This is a genomic window from Stenotrophomonas maltophilia (assembly GCF_013464485.1).
In the GTDB taxonomy this organism is placed as follows: domain Bacteria; phylum Pseudomonadota; class Gammaproteobacteria; order Xanthomonadales; family Xanthomonadaceae; genus Stenotrophomonas; species Stenotrophomonas maltophilia_AW.
Genome location: NZ_RAUX01000002.1, coordinates 1 through 15,280, shown reverse-complemented (window position 1 = coordinate 15,280; position 15,280 = coordinate 1). Strand labels below are relative to the sequence as shown.

The window sequence follows — 15,280 nt, the reverse complement described above, 5'->3', positions numbered from 1 at the left end:
CGCGCGCGGAACTGTATTGTCCGTGATGCCGTGTACGGCCGACAGCGGGTCGTTGTAGAGCCGAGCCCGCGCTCGGCTGCTGTTGTTMGCCGTGAAAAGCAGCCGAGCGTGGGCTCGGCTCTACAGAGAAGAAACGGGTTAACTTGCGCCGTCCAGCGCCTGCCGCAGCGCGGCCACGGTGGCGGTAGCGGTCTGGCTCCAGTCCGGGTCCAGGCCGCGCAGCGCCGGATTCTGGAACTGCATGGCCGAGCGCCGCAGGCCTTTCGCCGAGGCGTGCAACTCGGCACAGCCGCTCCGCCGCGCGACGGCCGCGATATTGGCCGGGCCCAGCCCGGCGCCGGCCATCACACTGATGCGGCCCGCCGCTTGTGTGACCAGATCCGCCAGCACGTCAGCACCGGCCTCGGCGCTGACCTGGCCGCCCGAGGTCAGCACGCGCTGGCAGCCCAGCCCGATCACCAGCTCCAGCGCCGCCGGCAGGTCGCGCGCAGCATCAAAGGCGCGATGGAAGGTCACCTGCAGCGGTCCGGCGGCCTGCACCAGTTCGCGGCACAGCGGCAGATCGATGTCGCCCTGCACATCCAGCGCGCCGATCACCACGCCATCGCAGCCCAGCGCGCGGCACTGCGCGATGTCACGCAGCATCAGTTCGGTTTCCAGTGCGTCGTAGTGGAAGTCGCCCGGGCGCGGGCGCACCAGTATGAACAGCGGAATCGACAGGCGTTCGCGGGCAATCGCGATGCTGGCGAATGACGGCGTAGTGCCACCCTCGGCCAGGTTGTCGAACATCTCGATGCGGTCGGCGCCGCCGGCCTGTGCTGCCAGCGCCGAGGCCAGCGAGTTGCTGGCGATTTCCAGGGTGAGCCGCGTGCTCACGCCTGCGTGCTCGTGTAGATCGACGGCGAGTCGCGCAGATCGTCCTGGCGCTGCGCATCGCACACCGCGTAGACAAAACCGCGGTGCAATGCATACGCGCCCACCTCACCCTGCTTGTTCATGGCCAGGAAGCACACCTGCAGCGTTCTGCTCGCCTCCGGGCGCTTGCGCACCACACGGTCGATCGCCTCGCGACAGGCCTGCGCCGGCGAGCGTCCCTGGCGCATCAGCTCGACCACCAGGAACGAAGCGGCGTTGCGGATCATCTCCTCACCCACGCCCGAGGCGGTAGCCGCGCCCACTTCATTGTCGACATACAGTCCGGCACCGATGATCGGGCTGTCGCCCACACGTCCGTGCAGTTTCCAGGCCATGCCGCTGGTGGTGCAGGCACCGGCCAGATGGCCCTTGGCATCCAGCGCCAGCATGCCGATGGTGTCGTGGTTGTCGCTGTTGCCGGGGATACCGCGGCGCTCGGCGTTGATCTGCGGCTGGTATTTCTCGGTCTTCAGCCACTCGCGCCAGGCGGCTTCGGCCTGCGGCGTCAGCAGGTGCTTCCGCTCGAAGCCCTGCTGCACCGCGAACTGCTGCGCGCCCTCGCCGACCAGCAGCACATGCGGGCTGTTCTCCATCACTTTGCGGGCCACCGACACCGGATGCAGGATGTCGACCAACGCGGCCACCGCACCACAGCGGCCATCGCCATCCATGATGCTGGCGTCCAGGCTCAGCACGCCGTCGCGATCCGGGTTGCCGCAATGGCCGACGGTGGGGTTGCACAGCTCGCTCTCGGCCCAGCGTGCGCCCGCTTCCACTGCATCCAGCGCGCTGCCGCCCTGCGCCAGCACCTTCCATGCGGCCTGGTTGGCCGGCACACCGAAGTCCCAGGTCGAGACCACCTTGGCCCCACCCTGCGTGCGTGCCTGCACGCCCGGCAAAGCCGCCATGCCTGCGGCCAGTGCACCGGCCTGCAGGAACTGCCTGCGATCCACCATCTTCCCCTCCCAGTCTGCAATGCACGGCCGGCCCGATGCCGGCCCTGCCGATCAGTCGTGCGTGGGCTGCCGTGCGGCGTGCCAGACCGCTGCACCAAGTACGCCCAGCTGGCCATGTTCCACCCGCCATACCGGCACCTGGCGCAGCACCTCGGTCAGCACGCCTTTGTTGAGGAAGCGCTCGCGGAAGCGGCCGTCGGCCAGGAAATCCTGCACATGCGCGGAGATGCCGCCGGCCAGGTACACCGAGCGCGCGCCGACGGCGATTGCCGCGTCACCGGCCAGGCTGCCCAGCCACGCGCAGAACACCTGCAGCGTCTCCACCGCCAGCGCATCCTCGCCGCTGCGGGCGGCGCCGACCAGCGCCTCAGTGCTGGTCCACACCGGGGTGGCGCCGTGCAGTTCGCACAGGCACGGATACAGGTTCATCAGTCCACTGCCGGACAGCACGCGCTCGTTGTCCACGTGCGGCCAGCGCTGCAGCAGCTTGCCCAGCACCTGCAGCTCCAGCGCATTGCCTGCACCGAGCGCGGCATGACCGATCTCGCTGGCCAGCACCGGGCGCTCGCCATCGGCGAAACGCAGTGCCGCGCCAAGGCCGGTGCCGGCGCCCAGCACCAGTGCCGGGAACGCCTGCGCTGGATCGGCGTCGCCGTTCAGTGGCACCAGGGTTTCCGGCTGCAGATACGGGACGGCCAGCGCCACCGCTTCGAAATCATTGATCAACTGCAGCTCATGCAGCCCGGACTGCGCGCGGGTGGCCGACAGCGAGACCGTCCACGGCAGGTTGGAATTGATCAGTACATCGCCATCGAGCAGCCCGGCGATGGCCACCACGGCGGTCTGCACCGGCTGGCTGAGGCCTGCGGTGAAATCAGCAAGGATCGCCGCCAGGCTGGGATGCTCGGCACAGGCGTAGGTGCGATGGCTGTCCAGCAGCGGCGCTTGGCCGGGTTGCGTTTCAGCCAGCGCCAAACGGGCAAAGGTGCCGCCGACATCGGCGACAACGAGACTGCGCGGAAGACCGCCGCGGGCGGAGTCGGTGGAAACCGGGGACGCTGCTGCGATGGTCACGCTGGCCTGCTTGGATCGATTGAATCGCCCCGATTCTCAGGCATCGGGGCGGCTTTGCCTAGCACGCTGGTGGTTCAGGTTGGCCTACATGCCTTCCTGTTCGGCCACCTGCACGCCGTCCACCAGCACGCGCAGGCGCTGCGGGCGGAAGCCGGCGAACAGCAGCGGCCGGGTACGCTCGACCAGCACTTCATGGCCAGCGATATGGCGCAGCCATGACTGTACCAGCGAGAACGAGAAATGCGTGCCCGGATGCCACGGATGCTGCACCCAGACCTTCTCGCTGGCGCTCTGCAGCAGCATCGCGCCGGTGAACCAGTGACGGCTGAGGGTCACCGGCGTGGTGCCGGCCATGAAACGGATATCCATGTTGCGTCCTTTCGTGATGGGAAACCGCGGATCCAAGCCGTCGGGCTCAGGGCTGGGCCGTCTGCAGGCTGTAGCTGGTAGTTGCGGTGAACACCGCGCCATCAGGCTGGGTCGAGCGGACCTCGACCTTGTGGCTGCCCACCGCCAGATCGGTCGGCAGCGCGCCACGCCACAGGTGAGGTGATGCGGTGGCCTCCGGCGAACGATCGTAGCCACGCAGACTGTCTGCCATATCGTCGGCCACGTTTTCCACCATCAGGCGCGGGTCGGGCTGGCTGACCTGCCTCATCAGCTGCCAGGTGCCGCCGTCGACGCGGTACTCGACCACGCTGGCATCCTCGCCCATGTAGACGTTGGCATAGACGCCCCACGCCGGGTAGGCCCCCTGGCGCAGCACCTTCGGCGCATGCAGGCCGATCTGTTCGCTGGCCGGCTTGCCTGCCACCCGGTACTGCAGCTTGTAGCTGCCATTGCCAGCGACATCCAGCAGCGCATAGCCCTTCGGCGTGCCATCGCTCATGGTGCTGTCAGGCACGCCGGCGGCATCCTTCACCCCGGACCAGAATGCACCGCAGTTGGCACCGACATTGTATTCGTGCAGCGGCTTGTCGCCGTGCCAGCCCTCGGACTTGCCGTGGTAGACGTGCTGCTGGGTGTGGCTGTGACCGCTCAGCACCAGCACGTTGCGGAAGTCCTTGAGCAGGTCGAACAGGCGCTGGCGGTCGGCATGACGGAAGGTCTCGCGCCCGGGCGCCGCATCGAACAGCGGAATGTGCATGCCCAGCACCAGCAGGCGGTCCTTGTGCAGGCCCTTCAGGTAGCTGGCGAGGAAGGCGAACTGGTCTTCGCGCAGGCCGCCGACATACTTCGGCCTGGCCTTGGGGTCGTACACCACGTCGTCCAGGAACACGAAGCTGGCACCGCCCTCTTCCACCGCGTAGGTATCCGGACCATAGATGTTGCGCCAGCTGTCCAGCGAATGATCGTCGCTGGCTGCATCGAAATCGAGGTCGTGGTTACCCGGCACATGGAACCACGGCACACCAAGTTCGGTGGTGACCTTGTTGATCGCCGGGTACAGGGTCAGGTCGTCGTTGACGATGTCGCCCAGCGTGGTCCCCAGGCGCGCCCTGGTCTGGCCGACCAGCGGCGCCACGATCGACTGCTGGTAATAGCCGATGTCCTTCAGGCTGGCGGTCTGCGAATCGGTGAACACCAGCATCTGGAAGCCACGGCGACTGTCATGGCGGTCCGGCTGCAGCGCGAAATCCCAGTTGCGGGTGGCGTCGCTGGTCGCGGCGATGCCGCCGTACTTCAGTGCCGGCGAGCCATTCGGGCGGTAGTGGCGCCAGAACGACGGAAGACCATCGGTCGCCTTCGGGAACGAATACGCATCGGGCTTGATCACGAAGACGATCTGGCCGTCGCGCACCGGCAAGCTGTAGCTGCCATCGGCGGCGGTCTTGACGATGGTCTCGCCATTGGAGACCTGCACCCCGGCCAGCCCCGGATCGGTGGCACCGCGGCCCGGCTTGCCGTCACGCTCCAGATAGACCTTGCCGGTGACCACGGTGTCCGCGGCCCAGGCCGGCGAGGTCAGCAACAGGCAGCACAGCCAGGCGGCAGGCAGTTTCATGGGCGGTCCGGGAAAGAAAGACCGCCTATTGTAGATTCCGTTGATGACATCGCGCACGCGGTGGCGCATGTGCCCTGTAGAGCCGAGCCCGTGCTCGGCTGGCTTGAAGCTCCAGAGCAGCCGAGCATGGGCTCGGCTCTACAAACCCCTTAACGATGGCGCCTTTCCAGCACCGCCCGCGCATCCTCCAGCGACAGCCCGCGCGCGCGCAGCAGCACCAGCAGGTGGTACAGCAGGTCCGAGGCCTCGCCCAGCAGTGCTTCGTCGTCCTGAGCCACCGCTGCCAGCGCGGTCTCCACGCCCTCCTCGCCCACCTTCTGCGCGATGCGGCGGATACCGCCCTCGAACAGGCTCGTGGTGTAGCTGCCCGGTGGTCGCTGCGCCTCGCGCATCGCCACCAGCTGGCCCAGCCCGCCCAGGAAATCCTTCGGCGCGCCATCGAAGCAGCTCGCCGCACCGGTGTGACAGGTCGGCCCGGCCGGCCGTGCCATCACCAGCAGCGTATCGGCATCGCAGTCCACGCTGATCGACAGCACCACCAGCACGTTGTCGGACTGTTCGCCCTTGGTCCACAACCGCTGCTTGCTGCGGCTGAAGAAGGTCATGTGGCCGATCGCCAGGGTGGCCGCCAGCGACTCGGCGCTGACATAGCCCAGCATCAGCACCTGCAGGGTATCGGCATCCTGCACTACCGCAGGCAGCAGGCCTTCGCCCTTGCTCCAATCCAGCGCCTGCAGCGCATCCAGTGACGGCCTCACTTCAATAGACATCCCGCACCTCGATCTGCTGCTCGCGCAGGTAGCGCTTCAATTCCGGAATGGCGATGGCGCCGCTGTGGAACACGCTGGCGGCCAGCGCGCCATCCACATCGGCCTGGTCGAAGGCCTCGGCGAAGTGTTCCATCGCACCGGCGCCACCGGAGGCGATCAGCGGCACCTGACACAATGCCCGCGCCTGCTGCAGCTGGGCAACATCGTAGCCGCCGCGCACGCCGTCACTGTCCATGCAGTTCAGCACGATCTCGCCGGCACCCCGCCGTTGCGCTTCGACGATCCAATCCAGGGTGCACAGCGGCACCGCCTGGGTCCTGTCCGGGTCACCACTGAAACGACGCACCCGCCACTGGCCATCAGCCTCGCGCACCGAATCGACGCCCACCACCACGCACTGCACGCCGAACTCGCCGGCCAGCTCGGTGATCAGTTCCGGGCGCCCCAGCGCGGGCGAATTGATCGACACCTTGTCGGCACCGGCAAACAGCACGCGGCGCGCGGTCTCCACGCTGTCGATGCCACCGGCCACGCAGAACGGGATATCGATCAGCCGTGCGATGCGCTCGATCCAGGCCACGTCCACCGAACGTGCCTCGGGGCTGGCACCGATATCGTAGAACACCAGTTCGTCGGCACCCTGGTCGCGGTAGCGCTGCGCCAGCTCGGCGATATCGCCCATGTCGACGTGATCGCGGAAGCGCACGCCCTTGACCACGCGGCCATCGCGCACGTCCAGGCAGGGAATGATGCGGCGGCTCAACATGCCAGTGCCTCCGCCAGGTCCATGCGTTGCTCCAGCAGCGCCTTGCCGAGGATCGCGCCGCCGCAGCCCACACGTCGCGCTTCGGCCACGTCGGCCACGTCACGGATGCCGCCGGAGGCCTGCACCGCCACGTCCGGCAGCAGCGCCGACAGGTGCTGGTAGAGGCTGATGTTGGGCCCGGCCAGCATGCCGTCGCGGGCGATGTCGGTGCACAGCAGGTGACGCATGCCGGCACGTGCGTAGCGCTGGGCCAGATCATCCAGGGTCACGCCGGCGTTCTCGGTCCAGCCGTGCACCGGCAGCTGCCACTGGCCCTGCGCGTCCTGGCGGGCATCAAGCGCAATGGTGATGCGCTCGGCACCGAATTCCTCCAGCCAGCCGACCACTTCATCGGGGCGGCGCACCGCCAGCGAACCCACCACCACGCGCCCGGCACCCGCCTCGAGGATGCGCGCCACGTCATCGCGACCGCGCACGCCACCGCCGGTCTGCACCTGCAGCGATGTCTGCGCGCGGATCGCGGCCAGCAATGGCGCCAGCGTATAGCCACCGGCACGCGCCGCATCCAAATCGACCAGGTGCATCCACTGCGCGCCCTGCGCAGCAAAGGCCTGCGCGCGCGGCAGGGGATCGTCGCCATACGGGGTTTCCTGCGCGTAGTCGCCCTGGCGCAGCCGCACCACGCGGCCATCGCGGATATCCAGCGCGGGGTAAACGATGAAACTCATGCAGCAGTGCCCTCGAGGAAATTGCGCAGCATCAGCGAGCCGGTCTCGCCGGAACGCTCGGGATGGAACTGCGCACCGTAGTAGCGGCCCTGCTCCACCACGGCGGTGAACAGGCCGCCGTGATCGCAGGCAGCAACGGTGTGGGTATTCAGCGGCGCCGCATAGCTGTGCACGAAATAGGCGCTGGCCCGCTCCGGTACACCCTGCAACAGCAGCGACTCCCGCAGCGGCAGCAGGCGGTTCCAACCCATGTGCGGCACCCGGATGCCGCAGGCCGGCACCAGCTTGCGCACCACGCCGGGAATCAGCCCCAGTGTCTCCACGCCCGCTTCCTCGGAGCGTTCGAACAGCAGCTGCATGCCGAGGCAGATACCCATCAACGGCACCTCCAGTCGCTGCAGCGGTTCCACCAGGCCCTGCGCGTGCAGGCGCTGCATGCCGGGACCGGCGGCGCCGACGCCGGGCAGGATCACCCGCTGCGCACCGATCAGACCGTCCGCATCGCGTACCAGCCGCACCGTCGCACCCAGGCGCTCCAATGCGTAGCGCACCGAGCCCAGGTTGGCACCACCGGCATCGATCAGCGCAACGTCGCTCACAGCGCCCCCTTGGTGGAAGGCAGCGCCGTGCCCTGGCGGGCCAGCGCCGGACGCAGTGCGCGGGCCAGCGCCTTGAAGCAGGCTTCGACCTTGTGGTGATCGTTGTCGCCACGCACTTGCAGGTTGAGGTTCAGGCCGCTGGCATCGCACAGCGAGCGGAAGAAATGCGGCACCAGCTCGGTAGGCATGTCGCCCACGCGCTCGCGCTTGAACTCGCCCTCGAACACAAAGTAGGGGCGGCCGCTGAAATCCAGTGCGGCGCTGGCCAGCGCCTCGTCCATCGGCAGGGTGAAGCCGTAGCGGCCAATGCCGCGCTTGTCGCCCAGCGCCTCGCGCAGGGCCTGGCCCAGGGCCAGCCCGGTGTCCTCGATGGTGTGGTGCTCGTCGATGTGCAGGTCACCTTCGGCCCGGATGTCCAGCGCGAAGCCGCCATGCTTGCCGATCTGCTCCAGCATGTGGTCGAAGAACGGCAGTCCGGTGGAGATGTGTGCATCGCCCGCGCGATCCAGGTCCAGTTCGACGCGGATCTTCGTTTCTTTCGTATTGCGCTGGACCACGGCGGTACGCGGCGCGTCGGCCAGCGCGTGGGCGATGCCCGGCCAGTCCCACTCGCCCCCAAACTGTTCGGTGCGCAGCTGGAAACCACGAATGTTGAGGTTGTCGGCGAACTGCAGGTCGGTGATACGGTCCCCAACCATGCCCGAACGCGCCCAGTCGATGCTGCGGTCCTGCAGGTAGGCGGTCATCAGGCCGATGCCCGGTTTGCGGGTCGGCGCATTGTCCTGCGGCCAGCTGCAATCGATCAGCACGTCACGGAAGGTGATGCCCTGGCTCTCGAAGATCTGCAGCATCAGGTCGTTGGGACCGTCGAAACTGGCGCGCGGGTAGCTGTCGCTGCCGAGGCCATCCTGGTTGGTGACGATCACGAACTGGTAGCCAGCATCACGCAGCTTCAGCAGCGCCGGGATCACCTGCGGCACGAAGCGCAGCTTCTCGTAGGCGTCGATCTGGAAATCGGACGGCTCCTCGATGAGGGTGCCGTCGCGGTCGATGAACAGGATCGGTGTCATGCTGCGGCCCTCCGCGCCGACAGGGCCGCAAGCACGCGGTCATTCTCTTCGGGGCTGCCGATGCTGATACGCAGCGCATCACCCAGCTGCGGCGCGGCGCGCTGGTCGCGCACCACCACACCGGCATCCAGCAAGGTGTCGAACGCTGCCTGCGCATCAGCGAAGCGGACCAGCAGGTAGTTGCCGGCCGAGCGGTACACGCGACGAACGCCAGGCAGGCCCGGCAGCGCAGCGAACAGGCGTTCGCGCTCGGCGATGACCGTGGCCACGCGCTCGGCGGTACGTGCCAGTGCGGCCGGCTGCAGCGCCTGCACGGCCAGCTCGGCACACGGAGTCGGCACCGGATACGGCGCCTGGCAACGGCGCAGCACGGCAATCAGTTCCGGGGCGGCGATCAGCGTTCCAATGCGCGCGGCGGCGAGTGCGTGTGCCTTCGACAGCGTGCGCAGCACCGCCAGGTTGGCGTGGGCGGCCAGCAACGTGGTCGCCGAGGCGCGCTGGGCGTACTCCACGTAGGCCTCATCGACCACCACCAGGGCCTGCCTGCGCAGAGCAGTGGCCACCCGCTCGATATCGGCCAGGCCGATATCACTGCCGGCCGGATTGGACGGCGCGCACAGGAAGACCAGCTTGGCATTGCGCGCGGATGCGGCCTCGATGACCGCATCCAGATCGGCGCGCAGCCCGTCTTCGCCGTCCACCAGCGGCACTTCGATCAGCGGGGCGCCCTGCAACCGTGCACAGACGGCGTACATGCCGAACACCGGCGGCGTGACCAGCACGCCATCACGACCGGGCACGCACAACGCGCGCACCAGCAGGTCGATGGCCTCGTCACTGCCGCGCCCGACCAGCAGCTGCTGCGGTTGCACGCCATACAGTGCGGCCAGACCTTCACGCAGCGCCAGCGGCTGCGGCTCGGGATAGCGCCGGCTGCTGCCGGCGGCATCGGCCGGATTGGCCCAGGCCGACTCGTTGGCGTTCAACCAGACCTCGCCCTGGACCGCCGCGCTGCGTGCCGAGCTGTAGCCGGCAAAGGCCTGCAGATCCGGGCGCACCAGTGCCAGCACATCATCAATGGGGGCGCTCATGCCGCGGCCTCCATGCGCAGGGCTACCGCACGTTCGTGCGCGTCCAGGCCTTCGGCGCTGGCAATAGTGCGCGCGCAGCCACCGATCGCCGCCAGTCCCGCAGCGCTGGCACTCTGCACGCTGATCAGGTTCTGGAAGCTGGCGACGCTGACACCGCTGTAGGCACGCGCGGCGCCTGCGGTCGGCAGTACGTGGTTGGTGCCGCTGCAGTAGTCACCCAGTGCTTCCGGCGTGTAGTCGCCGAGGAACACCGAGCCGGCCGCCTGCACCTGGTCCAGCCAGTCGCGTGGCTGGCGCAGCGCCAGGATCAGGTGTTCCGGCGCATAGCGGTTGCTGATCGCAAAGGCTTCACCCAGCGTTTCCACCTGGATCAACCGCGAAGCCGACAATGCCTGGCGCGCGATCTGCTGGCGCGGCAGCAAGGCAACCTGGCGCTCGACTTCGGCCTCGACCGCCACCAGCATTGCGGCATCGTCGGTCAGCAGCAGCACCTGTGAATCCGGGCCGTGCTCGGCCTGCGACAGCAGATCGGCTGCCACGAACGCCGGATTGGCACCCGCATCGGCAATCACCAGCACTTCCGACGGGCCGGCCGGCATGTCGATGGCGGCGGCGCCGTCCTGCGCGACCTGCTGCTTGGCTTCGGTGACGAAACTGTTGCCCGGCCCGAACAGCTTGTCGCAAGCCGGAATTCTGGCCGTGCCGTAAGCCATCGCCGCGATGGCCTGGGCGCCACCGAGCTTGAACACGCGCTGCACGCCGGTGAGGCGTGCGGCCACCAGCACCGCAGGATCGGCCGTGCCGTCGGCGCGTGGCGGCGTACACAAGACCACCTGCGGGCAACCGGCCAGCCGTGCCGGCACGCCCAGCATCAATGCGGTGGACGGCAGTGGCGCACTGCCTGCCGGCACGTACAGGCCGACCCGGCCGATCGGCCGCAGCATGCGTTCACAGACCACGCCCGGTGCGGTCTCCACGGCATAGCCCTTGCCCATGCCAGCCTCATGGAAACGCGTGATGCGCTCGGCGGCTTCCATCATCGCTTGGCGCAGTTCGGCCGGCACTGCCGCTTCGGCGGCCGCGAACTCGTCATCGGACACTTCGAAGGACGCCTGCTCGACACCGTCGAAACGTGCGGTAATCGCACGCAGCGCCTCGTCGCCCTGCGCACGCACCTGCGCGATCAGCGCCGCCACCGCGTCGCGGGTCTGCTGCGCCACGGCCTGCACCGGGCGGGTCAATGCCGCGCTGCGCGCGGCCTCATCAAGTCGGGACCAGATCAGACGGTTCATGCCAGCGACCGCTCCACGCTCAGCACCATCAGGCCCTGCGCGCCGGCGCGCTCGAGTTCTTCCATGCGCTGCCAGCTCAGCGGGCCGGGGCACATGGTCTGCAGGCGCAGCGCGCCGCCATCGGCCGGCAGCCGCACCAGCGGTTCGGCATCGGCCAGCAGCTGCGCCAACGCATCCACGCGATCCTCGCTGGCGCGGAACATCAGCAACTTGCGGTCCTGGCGCTGCACCACGCCGTCGAGACGGCGCAGCAGCATCGCGCGCAGCGACTCGCGTGCGTCATCCGGCACCCGCACCGCACCGGCAAGCACTGCCTCGCTGTCGAGCAGGTTGTGCACCGGGGTCAGCTGGTTGGCACGCAGCGTGGCGCCGCTGGACACCAGGTCGCAGATCAGGTCGGCGGTACCCAGGCGCGGCGCGATCTCCACCGAACCGGACAGCTCGACCACCTGCGCATCCACGCCCTGCTCATCCAGCCACTGCTTGAGGATGGCCGGATAGCTGGTGGCGATGCGGGTACCTGCCAGCTGCGCCGGGCCCTCCCATTGCCATTCCTCGGGCACCGCCAGCATCAACCGGCACTGGCCGAAGCCCAGCCCGCGCAGCGCTTGGTAGGCATCGGACAGGCCGATCTGACGGCGGGCCGCGGCCTGCTCGTCCAGCTCGTTGCGGCCAACGATGCCCAGGTCGCAGACGCCGTCGGCGATCAGGCCCGGGATGTCGTCGTCGCGCACCAGCAACAGGTCCACCGGCAGCGATTCGCCGTAGCAGAACAGCTTGTCGCGGCTCTCGCGCCAGCTCAGGCCACAGGCGCTGAGGAGGTTGCGGGCGGGCTCGGCCAGCCGGCCACTCTTCTGGATGGCGATACGCAACCGGTCTCGTGCCGGCGCTGCCTGGGTTGCACTCATGGGGGAGGTCTCGAAGTTCGGAACGGGGCGCGGATCAGCGCGAAGCAAGGCGGTCGATGGCGGCGGCATAGCCTCGATGGCCATGCTCAAGCGTGCGTGCCACCCGTCCAGTGGTGGTCACGCTGACGCCGGTGCGTTCGTGGATCTCGCGGTACGGCACACCCTGCTGCAGCAGCGGCACCACCTTCCAGCGGTCGGCCATGGCTTCCAGTTCGGCGGGGGTGCACAGGTCGCGCAGGAACGCTTCCACCTGCTCCGGTTCGCGCAGGGCGGCAAAGGCCCTGGCCAGGGCTTCCAGGTCGGCCTTCGGGTCTTTGGCGGCAATGTCGGGGCGGGCTTTCATGGGGTTGTTTCCATGCATCAATGTAATAGCGCGCTAGTACATTAGCGCATTCTTGCGCAGTGCGTCAAATCTGGGGGTGTTGTGGGCAGGGCTGCGCCCTGCACCCGCTGTAGAGTCGAGCCATGCTCGACTGAAGCAACAGCAAAAACTGGTTTCCTGGGGTTGGCGGGGTGGGTCCGGTGACAGGGGACGCCGTAAACCCCGCTCCGCGGTCCGGCCCAGCCGCTGGCGGCTGGGCGTTCTGGCGCTTGCGAAGCAGTGCTTCGCAAGCAAAGCGCCCTCACCCATGGGGGCTTGGCCACGGCATCCATGCCGCTCACACCCCTGCCACCGGACCCACCCCGCCTTCGACAGTTTCCTGCGAGCTGTTGGGAGAGCCTGGGGTCGGATCCGTTTTCTGAAGGAAAACGGATCCGACCCCGGAACGCGGCCCAAAAACAAAAACGCCCACCGGGAGGTGGGCGTTTCGTGGGTAGTCGGCGTGCGGCCAACGGCCCTTACATCACCTTCGACTGTTCCAGCTCGACCTGCAGGGTGCTGGCCAGCTCGTCGCGCGAGACTTCGAACTGCTGCTCGCGCACCAGGTCCTTCACCGCGACTACGCCGCGCGCCAGTTCATCCTCACCCGCCAGCACCACGAAGCGGATACCCGCCTTGGCGGCGTACTGGAACTGCTTGCCGATCTTCTTCGGCTCCATCTGCACTTCGGTGTTGATGCCACCGGCACGCAGGCGGCGGGCGATGTCCAGCGACTGCGGCATGCCCTGTTCGTCCATCAATGCCACCAGCGCCTGCACACTGCTGGCTTCGATGCCGTCGATCAGGCCGGCTTCGCGCAGCTGCCAGAACAGGCGCGACAGGCCGATCGAGATGCCCACGCCCGGCAGCTTGGACTTGCTGTAGTGGCTGGCCAGGTCTTCATAACGGCCTCCCGAGCAGATCGAGCCGATCTGCGGGTGGTCGGTCAGCGTGGTCTCGTACACGGTGCCGGTGTAGTAATCCAGGCCACGCGCAATCGAGAAATTCAGGCAATAGGCACTTTCCGGCACGCCCAGCGCCTGCACCAGCTGCAGCACTTCGCGCAGCTCGGCAACACCGGTGCGCAGCGTTTCCGACGAAGCCCCGCCGGTTTCCAGCGCAGCCAGCTGGGCCAGCGCATCGGCATGGCCCTGCGAACGCACGGCAACGAAGGCCAGGATCTTCTCGACCTGCTCGGCCGGAATGTCGAAGCCCTCGCCCACCAGCGTCTCGCGCACGTAATCGGCGCCACGCTTGTCCAGCTTGTCCACTTCGCGCAGCACCGCCAGCTGGCGCTCGCCCTCGGCCACGCCCAGGCTTTCGAAGAAGCCGCGCATCAGCTTGCGGTTGTTCAGCTGGATGCTGAAGTCGCCGATACGCAGTTCCGAGAACACCGCGTGGATGACCGCCAGCACTTCGGCGTCATAGCGAACACTCAGGCTGTCCTTGCCGATCACGTCGATGTCGCACTGGTAGAACTCGCGGAAACGACCGCGCTGGGCGCGCTCGCCACGGTACACGCGCTGCATCTGGTAGCGGCGGAACGGGAAGGTCAGTTCATGTTCGTGCTCGGCCACGTAGCGCGCCAGCGGCACGGTCAGGTCGAAGCGCAGCGCCATCTCCGGCAATGAGCGGTCACCCGATTCGGCGGCGTTGGCCAGCGCGCCGGTGGACTGCACGAAATACACCTGGCGCTCGGTCTCGCCACCGGACTTGGTCAGCAGCACGTCGGACAGCTCGAACACCGGCGTCTCCACCGGCAGGAACCCGAAGCGCTCGTAGTTGCGGCGGATCACATCCAGCATGCGCTGGAACGCAATCTGCTCGCGCGGCAGCAGTTCAAGGGTGCCGGGCGGGGTACGGGGCTTGATCACGGGCGGAACTCCTGCTGGAACGGGACGTGGGAGGGGGCGACATTCTAGCGCCCCCGCCTCCGGCAGGGTCGAACGGCCGCTTGAAGTATCATAAGGCCCTCCCCGCCCGCGATACGCCCCCGCAACATGTCACGGCCTTCCGGCGCTCCGCCCGCCACCAATGACTCCGCGTCGCCGTCCTGCGTCACGCAGGACTGCCTGCACTGCTCGGTTCGCCACCTTGCGGTGTGCTCGGCGCTGTCGCCCGATGAAGTGCAGGCGCTCGAACAGGTCACCGTTTCGCAGCAGGTGTCGATGGGCAGCACCCTGGCCCGTACCGGCGAAGAGCGCCAGCATGTCTATACATTGACAGGCGGTGCCCTGCGCCTGGTGCGCACCCTGGCCGACGGCCGCCGCCAGATCAACGGCTTCGTGCTGCCCGGCGACTACCTGGGGCTGAGCGGCAGTGACCACCACCGCTACGATATCGAAGCCATCGCCGACAGCCGCGTGTGCCGCGTTGCGCTGCCGCAGATGAAGGCGCTGCGCAGCCGCTTCCCGCATCTGGAGCGCAAGCTGCTGCAGCGTGCCTGCCAGGAACTGGACGCCGCACAGGACGCCGCACTGGCACTGGCGCGGCTGCAGCCGGCCGAGAAACTGGCCGACTTCCTGCTGCGCCTGGCTGCGCGCGAGGCCAAGCTGGGTGGCGACGGCCTGCGCGTGTCACTGCCGATGGGCCGTGGCGATATCGCCGACCATTTGGGCCTGACCATGGAAACGGTCAGCCGCACCTTCACCAAGCTGCGCCAGCAGGGGCTGATTGCCCTGCCCCACCTGAACGTGGTGGAGATCCTCGACGAGGACGGGTTGCGCACGCTGGCCGGTGAAGGGT

At 67.9% G+C, this 15,280-nt stretch carries 16 protein-coding genes; 1 reads left to right on the top strand and 15 read right to left on the bottom strand.

The features are described from left to right. Nucleotides 1–138: 138 nt before the first annotated feature. The 15 genes from D7Y61_RS01200 to hisS form a co-directional block, all read right to left on the bottom strand. Nucleotides 139–876 (bottom strand): copper homeostasis protein CutC, encoded by a 738-nt coding sequence (locus tag D7Y61_RS01200; RefSeq protein ID WP_180864642.1) that lies wholly within the window; start codon nucleotides 874–876, stop codon nucleotides 139–141. Further along, entirely contained in the window at nucleotides 873–1,871 is a 999-nt protein-coding gene (locus D7Y61_RS01195; protein ID WP_180864641.1) for a N(4)-(beta-N-acetylglucosaminyl)-L-asparaginase, read from the bottom strand. Before D7Y61_RS01195 ends, D7Y61_RS01200 begins: the two co-directional genes overlap by 4 nt. Nucleotides 1,872–1,922: 51 nt before the next feature. Then, nucleotides 1,923–2,945: a glucokinase gene (locus D7Y61_RS01190; protein WP_180864640.1), complete on the bottom strand. Its 1,023-nt coding sequence runs from the start codon at nucleotides 2,943–2,945 to the stop codon at nucleotides 1,923–1,925. An 84-nt stretch (nucleotides 2,946–3,029) separates the two neighbouring features. Next, nucleotides 3,030–3,314 carry a hypothetical protein gene (locus D7Y61_RS01185; RefSeq protein WP_180864639.1) on the bottom strand — a complete coding sequence of 95 codons (285 nt, stop codon included), beginning with the start codon at nucleotides 3,312–3,314 and terminating at the stop codon, nucleotides 3,030–3,032. Between the two features lie 46 nt (nucleotides 3,315–3,360). Continuing rightward, nucleotides 3,361–4,950, bottom strand: coding sequence for a calcineurin-like phosphoesterase C-terminal domain-containing protein (locus D7Y61_RS01180; protein WP_180864638.1), 1,590 nt, complete (start codon nucleotides 4,948–4,950; stop codon nucleotides 3,361–3,363). 149 nt (nucleotides 4,951–5,099) lie between these two features. Then, a complete protein-coding gene (gene hisIE, locus D7Y61_RS01175) occupies nucleotides 5,100–5,720 on the bottom strand; it encodes a bifunctional phosphoribosyl-AMP cyclohydrolase/phosphoribosyl-ATP diphosphatase HisIE (RefSeq protein ID WP_180864637.1) in 621 nt (206 codons plus the stop codon). Then, the gene (gene hisF / locus D7Y61_RS01170) at nucleotides 5,710–6,486 is read right to left on the bottom strand and encodes an imidazole glycerol phosphate synthase subunit HisF (RefSeq protein WP_180864636.1); all 777 of its coding nucleotides are present in this window, start codon (nucleotides 6,484–6,486) and stop codon (nucleotides 5,710–5,712) included. The genes hisIE and hisF overlap by 11 nt, the downstream gene beginning before the upstream one ends. Beyond that, a complete protein-coding gene (gene hisA / locus D7Y61_RS01165) occupies nucleotides 6,480–7,214 on the bottom strand; it encodes a 1-(5-phosphoribosyl)-5-[(5-phosphoribosylamino)methylideneamino]imidazole-4-carboxamide isomerase (protein ID WP_180864635.1) in 735 nt (244 codons plus the stop codon). The genes hisF and hisA overlap by 7 nt, the downstream gene beginning before the upstream one ends. Further along, on the bottom strand, nucleotides 7,211–7,813 hold the full coding sequence (hisH, locus tag D7Y61_RS01160; protein ID WP_134945586.1) for an imidazole glycerol phosphate synthase subunit HisH: 603 nt from the start codon (nucleotides 7,811–7,813) through the stop codon (nucleotides 7,211–7,213). The genes hisA and hisH overlap by 4 nt, the downstream gene beginning before the upstream one ends. Next, entirely contained in the window at nucleotides 7,810–8,883 is a 1,074-nt protein-coding gene (hisB, locus tag D7Y61_RS01155) for a bifunctional histidinol-phosphatase/imidazoleglycerol-phosphate dehydratase HisB (protein WP_180864634.1), read from the bottom strand. Before hisB ends, hisH begins: the two co-directional genes overlap by 4 nt. Then, nucleotides 8,880–9,974 carry a histidinol-phosphate transaminase gene (gene hisC, locus D7Y61_RS01150; protein ID WP_180864633.1) on the bottom strand — a complete coding sequence of 365 codons (1,095 nt, stop codon included), beginning with the start codon at nucleotides 9,972–9,974 and terminating at the stop codon, nucleotides 8,880–8,882. Before hisC ends, hisB begins: the two co-directional genes overlap by 4 nt. Then, the gene (gene hisD, locus D7Y61_RS01145) at nucleotides 9,971–11,266 is read right to left on the bottom strand and encodes a histidinol dehydrogenase (RefSeq protein WP_180864632.1); all 1,296 of its coding nucleotides are present in this window, start codon (nucleotides 11,264–11,266) and stop codon (nucleotides 9,971–9,973) included. Before hisD ends, hisC begins: the two co-directional genes overlap by 4 nt. Continuing rightward, nucleotides 11,263–12,174 (bottom strand): ATP phosphoribosyltransferase, encoded by a 912-nt coding sequence (gene hisG, locus D7Y61_RS01140; RefSeq protein WP_180864631.1) that lies wholly within the window; start codon nucleotides 12,172–12,174, stop codon nucleotides 11,263–11,265. The genes hisD and hisG overlap by 4 nt, the downstream gene beginning before the upstream one ends. Before the next feature lie 34 nt (nucleotides 12,175–12,208). Further along, complete coding sequence (locus tag D7Y61_RS01135; protein WP_049438528.1) at nucleotides 12,209–12,517, bottom strand: YerC/YecD family TrpR-related protein; 309 nt, start codon at nucleotides 12,515–12,517, stop codon at nucleotides 12,209–12,211. A 497-nt stretch (nucleotides 12,518–13,014) separates the two neighbouring features. Then, nucleotides 13,015–14,409: a histidine--tRNA ligase gene (gene hisS, locus D7Y61_RS01130; RefSeq protein WP_180864630.1), complete on the bottom strand. Its 1,395-nt coding sequence runs from the start codon at nucleotides 14,407–14,409 to the stop codon at nucleotides 13,015–13,017. A 126-nt stretch (nucleotides 14,410–14,535) separates the two neighbouring features. Here hisS and D7Y61_RS01125 point away from each other — a divergent pair. Continuing rightward, a partial coding sequence (locus D7Y61_RS01125; protein ID WP_180864629.1) for a Crp/Fnr family transcriptional regulator occupies nucleotides 14,536–15,280 on the top strand: 745 nt, incomplete at its 3' end.

Coding starts and splice junctions, on each gene's coding strand:
- D7Y61_RS01195 (WP_180864641.1), bottom strand. CDS start 1,871: ATGGTGGATCGCAGGCAGTTCCTGCAGGCCGGTGCACTGGCCGCAGGC.
- D7Y61_RS01185 (WP_180864639.1), bottom strand. CDS start 3,314: ATGGATATCCGTTTCATGGCCGGCACCACGCCGGTGACCCTCAGCCGT.
- D7Y61_RS01180 (WP_180864638.1), bottom strand. CDS start 4,950: ATGAAACTGCCTGCCGCCTGGCTGTGCTGCCTGTTGCTGACCTCGCCG.
- hisIE (WP_180864637.1), bottom strand. CDS start 5,720: ATGTCTATTGAAGTGAGGCCGTCACTGGATGCGCTGCAGGCGCTGGAT.
- hisF (WP_180864636.1), bottom strand. CDS start 6,486: ATGTTGAGCCGCCGCATCATTCCCTGCCTGGACGTGCGCGATGGCCGC.
- hisA (WP_180864635.1), bottom strand. CDS start 7,214: ATGAGTTTCATCGTTTACCCCGCGCTGGATATCCGCGATGGCCGCGTG.
- hisB (WP_180864634.1), bottom strand. CDS start 8,883: ATGACACCGATCCTGTTCATCGACCGCGACGGCACCCTCATCGAGGAG.
- hisC (WP_180864633.1), bottom strand. CDS start 9,974: ATGAGCGCCCCCATTGATGATGTGCTGGCACTGGTGCGCCCGGATCTG.
- hisD (WP_180864632.1), bottom strand. CDS start 11,266: ATGAACCGTCTGATCTGGTCCCGACTTGATGAGGCCGCGCGCAGCGCG.
- hisG (WP_180864631.1), bottom strand. CDS start 12,174: ATGAGTGCAACCCAGGCAGCGCCGGCACGAGACCGGTTGCGTATCGCC.
- D7Y61_RS01135 (WP_049438528.1), bottom strand. CDS start 12,517: ATGAAAGCCCGCCCCGACATTGCCGCCAAAGACCCGAAGGCCGACCTG.